9 protein-coding genes are annotated in these 10,381 nt (G+C 42.7%); 4 read left to right on the top strand and 5 right to left on the bottom strand.

Translation table 11 applies throughout. The annotated features are described in order from the left end of the window. A partial coding sequence (locus tag ACEYW6_RS05140; RefSeq protein WP_412978884.1) for a leucine-rich repeat domain-containing protein occupies positions 1-891 on the bottom strand: 891 nt, incomplete at its 3' end. Positions 892-1,255: 364 nt separating this feature from the next. On the opposite strand from ACEYW6_RS05140, the gene ACEYW6_RS05135 reads away from it, so the two are divergent. Continuing rightward, entirely contained in the window at positions 1,256-2,164 is a 909-nt protein-coding gene (locus tag ACEYW6_RS05135; protein ID WP_412978883.1) for a peptidoglycan-binding protein, read from the top strand. A gap of 124 nt (positions 2,165-2,288) precedes the next feature. On the opposite strand, the gene hemJ is transcribed toward ACEYW6_RS05135, so the two are convergent. From hemJ to psbQ, 4 genes are all read right to left on the bottom strand, one after another. Further along, entirely contained in the window at positions 2,289-2,870 is a 582-nt protein-coding gene (hemJ, locus tag ACEYW6_RS05130; protein WP_412978882.1) for a protoporphyrinogen oxidase HemJ, read from the bottom strand. 187 nt (positions 2,871-3,057) lie between these two features. Next, positions 3,058-3,909: an alpha/beta fold hydrolase gene (locus ACEYW6_RS05125; RefSeq protein ID WP_412978881.1), complete on the bottom strand. Its 852-nt coding sequence runs from the start codon at positions 3,907-3,909 to the stop codon at positions 3,058-3,060. A 129-nt stretch (positions 3,910-4,038) separates the two neighbouring features. Next, complete coding sequence (locus ACEYW6_RS05120) at positions 4,039-5,154, bottom strand: NAD(P)/FAD-dependent oxidoreductase (protein WP_412978880.1); 1,116 nt, start codon at positions 5,152-5,154, stop codon at positions 4,039-4,041. A 73-nt stretch (positions 5,155-5,227) separates the two neighbouring features. Further along, a complete protein-coding gene (gene psbQ, locus ACEYW6_RS05115) occupies positions 5,228-5,719 on the bottom strand; it encodes a photosystem II protein PsbQ (RefSeq protein ID WP_412978879.1) in 492 nt (163 codons plus the stop codon). Positions 5,720-6,042: 323 nt separating this feature from the next. Here psbQ and ACEYW6_RS05110 point away from each other — a divergent pair, with 323 nt between their 5' ends. The 3 genes from ACEYW6_RS05110 to ACEYW6_RS05100 all read left to right on the top strand — a co-directional run. After that, a complete protein-coding gene (locus ACEYW6_RS05110; protein ID WP_335002907.1) occupies positions 6,043-6,477 on the top strand; it encodes a hypothetical protein in 435 nt (144 codons plus the stop codon). Positions 6,478-6,631: 154 nt separating this feature from the next. Then, a complete protein-coding gene (locus ACEYW6_RS05105; RefSeq protein ID WP_412978878.1) occupies positions 6,632-7,807 on the top strand; it encodes a hypothetical protein in 1,176 nt (391 codons plus the stop codon). Between the two features lie 302 nt (positions 7,808-8,109). Beyond that, positions 8,110-10,381, top strand: a 2,272-nt coding sequence (locus ACEYW6_RS05100) for a tetratricopeptide repeat protein (RefSeq protein ID WP_412978877.1), incomplete at its 3' end; no start/stop codon positions are given.

Genomic DNA, 10,381 nt, shown 5'->3' with positions numbered 1-10,381 from the left:
TAGGGATTGCAGGTTGGTGAGTTGGACTATTTCCGGTGGCAGACTGCTCAGTTGATTACTGTCGAGGTCGAGGGATTGCAAGTTGGTGAGTTGGACAATTTCTGCTGGCAGACTGCTCAGTTGATTACTGTAGACCTTGAGGGATTGCAGGTTGGTGAGTTGTCCGATTTCTGGTGGCAGACTGCTCAGTTGATTTCTGCGGATGTTGAGGGATTGCAGGTTGGTGAGTTGGACTATTTCCGGTGGCAGACTGCTCAGTTGATTACTGCCAAGGTTGAGGGATTGCAGGTTGGTGAGTTGGACAATTTCCGGTGGCAGACTGCTTAGTTGATTGTTGTTGAGGTCGAGGGATTGCAGGTTGGTGAGTTGTCCGATTTCCGGTGGCAGACTGCTCAGTTGATTACTGCCAAGGTTGAGGGATTGCAAGTTGGTGAGTTGGACTATTTCCGGTGGCAGACTGCTCAGTTGATTACTGTCGAGGTCGAGGGATTGCAAGTTGGTGAGTTGGACAATTTCTGCTGGCAGACTGCTCAGTTGATTACTGTAGACCTTGAGGGATTGCAGGTTGGTGAGTTGTCCGATTTCTGGTGGCAGACTGCTCAGTTGATTACTGTAGACCTTGAGGGATTGCAGGTTGGTGAGTTGGACTATTTCCGGTGGCAGACTGCTCAGTTGATTACTGCCAAGGTCAAGGAATTGCAGGTTGGTGAGTTGGACAAATTCTGGTGGCAGACTGCTCAGTTGATTTCGGCGGAGGTCGAGCGTTTCCAGGTTAGTGAGTTTCCCAATTTCCGATGGCAGCGTTCTTAAGCCTTTGCCAGAAAGGTCTAATTTCCCCACCTTGTCTCTGACAGCTTGTTTAATAATTTGCAGCAGTTCTTCGTTAGTCATTTTGGGTTTGACAGAAGCGATGCCTGACGACGAGTTGAGCTAATTACTAATGTAGCCTATGTCAAGGATTGCATTGAAGCAATGTGCGATCTAGCAGCCAGAGAATATTTTTCACATCTTCCAGTACAACTTTATACTCATCATTTTTATGTATATCTTCTAAAAATTACGGAAGAAATTTCATATATATTCCCAATAAATAGTTTTTTCTTGAGTATCATCTCTGTGAATTTTTGCGTACCCAATCATAAATTAATAGTAAAAATTGTGCCATCCTGTTTCGGGCTAGAGTATAGTTTCAGACAACATCAATTTTTAAAATGAAGTTTATACTTAGAACTAAGTAAATGAAAGCAGGTGCATAATGAAACTACAAGATTTCTTGGGAAAAGATGAAAAATGGTCATTTGATGCGATCGCAGAGGATGCAGACTTGGCTCGTCAGATTCAGATATTGTTAATCGGCTTAGGTTTGCTAGAACCTCCAGCCGATGGTAAATTTGGCCCTATTTCTGTGATATCTCTCAAAAAATTTCAAGAATTAATAAAGACTGAAGAGAGTGGCTTTTTAGGAGCAGTCACGGCCAAAAAACTGATTGAAACCAAACCAGACGATCTTCCTAAACCCTCTTTAAAACTTGGTAATGACATTGCCAGCAGGATTGTAAAATACTTGCTATCTAAAAATTATGAGGTATTTACCAATCCAAAAGAATACAACATTGTTTATATAGAGGGTATAAATGCAGACTGGACTCTCAACAATGATGCAGCCAACGAATTTAATGATCGGCGGATTGTCATTGAAGTAGTAAATGGTGTTCCCAAAATCGTAGATCATTGGGAAGCTACTACAGAACCAGGGAAGTACTACACTTATAAACCGATGAATTCCAAAGGAGCAGCTAGGATTCAGTTTGGGCAATACAAAGCTTGGGCTGTTGGTACTCACGGCACAGCAGAACCTCACGAAGCATTAGTGCAAGTTGGAGATATAACTGTTTGTAGAGATTTCAACAAAGATTTTAAACGGACTGGCGACAAACTTGATACAGGTGATAATTTTTATGTGAATCAACACTACGGCTTTGATTTTCCCCGGAATGATATTCGCCTTGCCAGTGCGGGTTGTTTAGTGGGACGTACTCGTGAGGGACATAGAGAGTTTATGGCGATTATTAAACAAGACCGCCGTTATGTCGCTAATCGCAAATATACTTTTTACACTAGTGTGATTCCTGGGGATGATTTACTGAAAACGTTTCCAGGATGAGGTAATGGTTAATTGGTAGCACAGCTATTATAAGTGTCAAGTTAAAGTGAAACACAAAACCTATCCCTCTCCGAGTCGGAGAGGGACAGACTTGAACTAAAGTTCAAAGTAGGGAGAGGTTTGTTTAACTTTGTTCTTGTGGTTGCCCTATCTGCGCCGTCAATTTCTCTTTATCCTGCCTGCGTTTTTTGGCGTAAAGTTGAATAGTGACTGCCATCAAAATAATCATGGCGAAAATAGCCCAAGCAGCGATATCTGTAGGTAGATTATTTTTAAACACAGCCAGCAGGACGATCGCCACTAACATAACTGTGGGTGCTTCATTTAGAGCACGTAATTGCTGACTATTCCAGCCACATTCATCTACTGCTAATTTCTTCATCAGCCGAGCGCAGTAATGATGATAGCCAATTAAAATAGCAACAAACAGCAGTTTTATATGCAACCAACCCTCTTTTAAAATATCCGGTTCAGTGCTTACTAAACCGATGGCCATTGCGATCGTCACAAACATTCCTGGGTTAGTGATGATATAGTAGAGGCGCTTTTCCATAATTTGATACTGATTTTTCAGTATCGTTCTTGCTGGTTCAGGTTCAAGGTTCGCTTCAACGTGATAGATAAAAAGACGTACCAAGTAAAACAAACCAGCGAACCAAACTACAAATCCGACAATATGAAAGGCTTTAAACCATGAATAAGCCATTAATCCTAAACTCCTTTACTTGTGGTTGTGATCCATTTTTAATGGTAATAATAAGTTCACAAATGCAGGCGGGGATAACATTATAATTCTGGCAAAAATTCAGAATTAATTTCTTTGCCACAGATAAATCATCGTATTTATCTGTGGTTTCATTTTTATAATATCGATTTTTGCCAAAAGTATATTGTCAATGAGCATCTTTACGACGCACAAAGGGTAGAAGGTCTTCCAAAATCGCCTCATGGTAGTGTTCTTGAGGATAATGTCCGACGTTATTAAGTTTTATTAATTCGGTATTTGGTACGGAATTGGCAAATTTTTCGGCAATATCTACAGGTAGCCAAGGGTCAATCATCCCCCATTGAATCAGAATTGGCTGTTGCCATTCTTTAAAGCCAGATTCGATTTCTTTCATTGCTGAATCAAGCTGTAAATTGCGAATACTTGATAAGAGGCTCCGCCCAGATGAAGAACTTTTCAAAAATGGTTTTCGATAAATATCTAAATCCTTATCTCCTATGCGATAACGGCTTCCACCTTCTAGTGTCCGGTCAACTAATAGGGGATCTTGGGTCATTACTTCACCGGCCAAAGGTAGACCCATTTGTTTAATTTTCCAGGGTAATTTGGCAGTAGTTGATATTGGTGTATTTAAAATAGCTAAATTGGCAATTTGTTCTGGATGACGCAAGGCATATTGTAGCCCTACAGAACCTAAAAATCCTTGGACAACTAAAGAAAAATGCTCAAGTTCTAAAGCTCTGATAAATCCTTCTAAAGCTGTAATAAAAGCATCGGGAGTGTAAGCAAAATCTCGTTTTTCTGGTTTTGCAGAAAAGCCATAACCAATCCAATCTGGAGCGATCGCTCTTGTACCTTGACTCCCTAAAGCAGGTATAATATGACGCCAACTGTAACTTTGTGAAACTAAGCCGTGTAGCAACACCACAGGCGCTAAGTCAGTTCTGCCAATTGGTGAAGATTCCCGATAAAACCATTCCAGTGAATCTACATTGATTTTATGTTCTGTTATTGACACGCTATTTTCCTATGGATTTTGAATGTAGAAGCCTTATACAAAGGCACAAAGATAAAAAGATGTTTTTATAAAAGGGATTGGGCATGAGTTCTTCTTTCTCTCCCTGCTTTCTCTGCTCCCTCATCTCCCTCATCCCCACACTCCCTGAGGAATAATCATCTCACGAATCGCATAAGCTGTAGCGGGTGCTAGTAAAACGCCGTTGCGATAGTGTCCTGTAGCTAGGAGGATGTTACTAAACCCTGGCAACTTACCAATAACTGGGGCTGGTCGTCCTTCAGGACGGGGACGTAACCCCGACCAAGTGCGGAGAATAGTTGCTGTGGCTAACTCTGGGCAAAATGCGATCGCTTGTTCTCTAACAGATTCCAGCAGTTCTTGATTTGGCGGTATCTCATCGCCATTGCTGGGAAATTCCACTGTTGCGCCTACCCAATAATCTCCACCACCCACAGGAACAATATGGACATCGTTACCTGTAATGGCCGGCTGGAAGTCGGGATTGCCTAACGGATGCCCTACTTGCATTTGCAACGCTTGCCCAAGTACGGGGCGGATATCAATTATCTGATTTAATTTTGCCGTCAATGGTGTTGAACCTAGCCCCGCTGCGATTACAAACCAATCTGCGGTTATTTTTCCTTCTGTCGTCTCAAGTTGATTGCAAAATTGGGGAGAAGATTCATCTGGTGAGGCTTGGGCATCCAAAACAGTCACGCCAAATTTGAAAGTTACACCATTTTGCTGGGCAGCCTCAACTAAAGCTAATGTGAGAGCAATTGGATCGAGTTGGCGGTCTTGGGGAGAATAGACAGCACCAGTAATTTTTTCGTTATTAATTTGAGGACAGATATTCTGGAGTTTAACAGTGTCCCATATTTCTAAATGCCAGCCTTGAGTGTGGCGAATTTCTATTAGCTTTTCCCATGCTGAGATCCGGTCTGGGGATGAATCAGACAAAAGCATGAGAATTCCCTGGCGATTAAAAGGGATTTTGCGACCTGTTAAAGCTTCTAGTTCAGGAATCAAAGTTTCATAGCGTTGGATGCTAGTTTGCCGCATCTGCCAAGCTTTGCCTTTGATTTTTTGGCTGATTGCGCCCATCAAAACGCCGAGTGCAGCACCCGTAGAAGCTTGTGCTGGTGGTTGCCGATCGCAAACTGTGATTTTTAGCCCTTTTACTTGACTAAGTTCATAGGCGATCGCAGCCCCAACTACACCACAACCGATAATAACTACATTCATGACTTGTGCTTAAAATAAAAAGTTAGGAGTTAGAAGTTAAAAATTCTAACTCCTAACTCCTAACTCCTAACTCTTAACTCTCTTCTGTTTTAGGAAGCAGATCGAGGAATTTGTCAATGTCTGCGAAAGCAGCTTGGGAGTTACTCAGGGCAACTTGAGGATTGCCAGCACTAGTAGCTTTATCAAGTTTAACCAGGTCGTTAAACAAATCTCGCGTTATCTTACGTGCTGCGGGTTGGTCTTTGGGCAGAAGGTTGGGAGTGACATAAGTCAGGTTCAGCCTTGCTTCTGTGATGGGCCCATGTATAAAGTTACGCACATTGATCCAATCACCTTTTTGGATCAGGCTTTTCAACTCTTGTGAGCGATCGCGCACAGCCTGAATTTCAGGAACGTATGCTTGAATTCTTTCAAGTTGCGTTGCTGTGTAAGTTGGAGGTGCCACCGTGACACTAGGGCCGCCACAACTAATGAGGAATGTGGCCAATAATACTAGGAAAAATGAAAAAATCGAGCGTTGACGCGCCATACATTGAAATTGATTACTGTTTTTTTGCCGATTCACAGTGTCATTTTAGATCGCTAGCGTAATTTATCGTTCCTGTCAGCCAAGGATTTTGCAGAAAATCTCGATATTTTTTACAAACGGCAGAGTTTCATCTGCTTTTGAGGAATTTTTAAGTACAATTACTTAATAGGTGTTACCCATCCCAACAAGAAGCGATTTTTGGTAACTGTCTAGTAACCAGGATTGTTAGGGAAGTATGATTTAGAGTTGCTAAATCTCAAAGGTCTTGATAAGCTGAAACACCAATAAGATAAGCCTTCTGGCGGTTTTTCTGTCTTCACATCCCGGAAGATGCCGACGCAAAATAGGAGTGTTTTTTAGTGAACGCAGCTGAACAGGCAACGAACCTTGAACTCGCCAGCAACATTGCTACGGTGGTTAATTTGTTCAAATTCGAGTTTCCTGATGCCAAATCTGATCTCAAACCCTGGAAAAATGACCCGGAAACCAGGGAGTTAGTCGATCCAGATTCTATAGATATTGGCTTTCACTTTCCTGGTATCAGCAAATCTTGGCGAAGTCGCAGTATTTTAATTCAAATCCGATTTTATCAAGATCCCATCAATAATTCCCGCCGTGCGATCGGTGTAGAGGTAGCTGGATTCGATCATCGCGGTGAAGCGTGGCGACTTTCTACGGTAGAAAACTGGAGTGTTGTCGGTGCATCTTCGCCTTCTGATGAAATCGAGGATAAGCTCAAACAAATTTGCCGCCAGATTTTAGAAGTATTTAATAAACCAAGCGATAATTCGTAATTCGTAATTCGTAATTCGTAATTCGTAATTAAATAGGTACAAGCCTCTTGATTCATCAATGGAAATATAAAAACGCGTAGTATCATTATTTCAAGCTCCTAACTCAGGTATGGGGTAAAAATTACGAATTACGAATTATAAATTACGAATTATTGTGACTACCGTAATATTTGTACATGGCACAGGCATTAGGGAACGAGAATACAACGAAACGTTTCAGATAATTGAGCAAAAGATTCACGCCCAACGTCCTGATATCAAAGTTTCTCCCTGCCTTTGGGGTGTATTAGGTGCAAAGTTCAATGATAATCGGGCATCAGTACCCTTGGAGAATGCGACACTGGCTTTATCTCAAGGAGAAGAAGACGCAGATATTGTATTGTGGGGGCAATTATACCGCGATCCTTTGTATGAATTGCGGCTGTTGTCCTTGAAACCGATTGAGTCAGGAAATCCCTTTGGGGAAGAACCAGGGGATGTTTTACAATCTCGTGTAGCCAGTCTCACTCCGGCATCTCAACTGCAAGCTAAGTTGCAAGAGGCGGGAATTGCAGAGGTATTTGAGCCAGCACGAGAGGTTGTGATTCGCAGTGAACCGTATGAACAGGCGTTGCTCACAGTTTCCGAATCTGATTTGAGTGAATATTATGCACCAATAGCTAGAGCAGTTGTGGCTCAAGCAATGTTTATTAGCGAACAGCAAGAAAAATTTCCCCCCATACTCACCGATGCCCAATTGCGAGATAAAGTTGTGGAATTGCTAACTCTGGCTTTGGGAGAGGCGGAGTTAGGATTGGGTAGCTGGTTATTAAAGCCATTTGTTGAACTAGCACAGCACGGCGGAACAAATTATGTCAGAGGAAACCGCCTTGAGCTAACTGATAAAATTTCCCCTATGCCTGGTGATATTTTGTTGTATCAGACACGGGGTGAAAAAATCAGGGGGTTTATCCAAGAACAAATTGCCCAAGCAGAACCGCCAGTGGTTTTAATCGCCCATAGCTTGGGAGGTATCGCTTGTGTAGATTTGCTAGTGCAGCAGCAGTTGTCTCAGGTGGAATTATTGGTAACAGTTGGTTCCCAAGCACCATTTTTATATGAGATTAACGCCCTCTACAGCTTAGAATATGGGCAGTTATTGCCAGAGCATTTCCCGCAATGGTTGAATATCTACGATTTACGCGATTTTCTCAGTTACGTGGGTAATAAAATTTTCCCTGAGCGCGTGCAGGATGTGCGAGTGGATAGCAGACAACCGTTTCCCCGGTCCCACGGTGCTTATTGGACAAATGCCAAAACCTGGGAGGCGATTATTTCGAGGTTGCCATAATGGTTTACTTTTTACGGTATCTAGAAAACCCCACTCCAAACCTCTCCTATACAAGGCTAAGGTGTGCAGACAAGTCGAATTACCCCCCTCAATCCCCCCTTGGAAAGGGGAGAAGCCGGAAATCTAGTTCCCTCCCCTTTCCAAGGGGAGGGTTAGGGTGGGGTAAAAACCAGCTTTTTAAACTACTTCAGACTTGTGTGTACACCGTAGGAGAAACGCTAAAAGCCCCCTTTTTAAGTAGGTTGGGCGATCTCTTATGTGTAATTCCTCATAACGTGAGAGGCTAGGTCATCATGCAGTTGATGGCTAAACCTGAGCGGACATTTGGCTTAATTGTGGGTATTGAAAAGTACCACGAATCTGCTTGGAATGTGACGGGTGGGGGGCCAGCCGATGACGCGTTGAAATTTGCTCATTGGCTGCATCTACATGGTGTACCGAAGGAGAATATCCGGTTATGTTTATCAGCACTGGAAGAAAATCATCAGTTAATTGGGGAATGTGGGTTAAATGTAGAGTTAGCAACAGAGCAAAATATCTCCGACATTGTGACTAACTTTTTATCCCCAAAGTCGGGGGATTTACTCTACATTTTTTGGGCGGGACATGGTTTGATTACCTCAGAACGAGAGCGTCGGTTGCTTTGTGCTGATGCAAATAAACAGAATTGGCAGAACTTAGATTTTAATTCTTTATTAGTTTTGCTGGGTTCCGACAAATTTCAGATTCGTAATCATATTTGTATTATTGATGCCTGTGCCAATTATGTTTTAGAGTCAAAGGGAAGACCAACTAACTTAGGTGGCAAAGCTTTTTTGAGTGGTCAGCCAAGGACAGATGCTCAACATTTTGTGTTACTGGCTGCGCGCGAAGGAGAAAAAGCTCAGGTAAATTCTGAAAATAAAACAGGATACTTTTCTCAAGCAGTGCGGGAGGCTTTAGAGGAAGCATCTACTGAAATTTTTCCGCCGAATATGAAAATAATTGCCGAACAAGTTAAACAGCGTTTGGAGCAATTAAACAAAAACCAAGCTCCCATCTATTTATATAAGCAAAATTGGGATGGAGATAGAGAAGAGTATCGTGTAGGAACGCTCACTTCACCACAAAATCTTCCCCGCAGTGGCGTTAAAAAGTTTGTCGGACGAGAACAAGCACTTGCAACGCTACACCAACAGTTGCAGCAAACGCAACGAGTCGCCATTACTACTGTTACTGGCATGGGTGGTATCGGCAAAAGTGAACTAGCGCTGCAATATGCTCAACATCATTGGCAGAAAGCCACATACCCAGGCGGGGTTTGCTGGTTGCGGGTGAGGGATGAAGATTTGGGAATTCAGATTGTGGCGTTTGCTAGAGCCAAGTTAGGTTTGCCGCTACCAGAGGATGAGGATTTACTAACTCAAATTAATTACATCTGGCCGCAATGGCAAACAGGGGATGTACTGTTAGTATTCGATGATGTTAGTAAATATGAGCAGGTAAAACCCTACCTACCGCCAAGTGAGCCAAGGTTTAAAATACTCATAACCACACGGCAACAGTGGTTGGGGCAGTCTTTTGAGCGGTTATGCTTAGAAGTGTTAGAGGAAGTAGCTGCTTTGGAATTGTTAGTTTCCTTTGTTGGGGATGAGCGTATACAAAGGGAACTACACCAAGCAAAACAACTCTGTGCTGATTTAGGATTTTTGCCTTTAGGTTTAGAGTTAGTAGCGCGATATTTACAACGGAAACCGGATGTCTCTCTAGCTAAAATGCGGCAAAGATTAGCAGATAAGCTGCTAACACATCGTTCAATGCAAGAGCCATCGGCAGAAATGACAGCACAACGAGAAGTTGTTGCTGCTTTTGAATTAAGTTGGCAGGAACTAGATAACCAAGCCCAAAATTTGGGGTGTTTGCTCAGTATTTTTGCTCTAGCTCCAATTCCTTGGTATTTAGTGGAAAGGTGTTTACCCAACCAAGACTCAGAAGATTTAGAAGATGTCAGAGATGATTACCTAGTGAATCTGAGTTTACTTCAGCGCACTGGAGAAGAAACTTACCAACTGCATCAGCTGATTCGACAATTCTTGAGTGACAAGTTAGAAGAGTTAGCTGAAGCAGATGAACTCAAGCACGGCTATTGTCAAGCAATGGGAGCCGTAGCCAAGGATATTCCTCAGACACCCACATTGAAAGAAATTGCTCAAGCAACTCTTGCCATCCCTCACCTTGGGGAAGCTGCCACAGTTTACCAAGCTTGGTTAAGTGATGATGATTTAATATGGCCTTTTACAAGCTTAAGTAGATTTTACAAAGGACAAGGAGCTTACGCCCAAGCCTTACCTTGGTCTGAACAATGTTTATCAGCTGCTAGAAAACGTTTTGGGGATGAACACCTCGATGTGGCAAGTAGCCTGAACAATTTGGCATTCCTCTACGATTCACAGGGAAGGTACAGCGATGCCGAACCTTTGTACATCGAAGCTTTGGCGATGACAAAACGTCTGCTGGAGGATGAACACCCCGATGTGGCAACTAGCCTGAACAATTTGGCACTCCTCTACAATTCACAAGGAAGGTACAGCGATG

Origin of the sequence: Nostoc sp. UIC 10607 (genome assembly GCF_047228265.1) — a bacterium.
GTDB classification, from domain to species: Bacteria; Cyanobacteriota; Cyanobacteriia; order Cyanobacteriales; family Nostocaceae; genus Nostoc; species Nostoc foliaceum_A.
Note: the sequence above shows the minus strand (reverse complement) of the source record. Positions and strands in the feature narration are given on the sequence as shown.

Bases quoted from the DNA above. Each gene is read 5' to 3' on its own strand.
- ACEYW6_RS05120 (WP_412978880.1), bottom strand. From the start codon at position 5,154: ATGAATGTAGTTATTATCGGTTGTGGTGTAGTTGGGGCTGCGATCGCC.
- ACEYW6_RS05135 (WP_412978883.1), top strand. From the start codon at position 1,256: ATGAAACTACAAGATTTCTTGGGAAAAGATGAAAAATGGTCATTTGAT.
- hemJ (WP_412978882.1), bottom strand. From the start codon at position 2,870: ATGGCTTATTCATGGTTTAAAGCCTTTCATATTGTCGGATTTGTAGTT.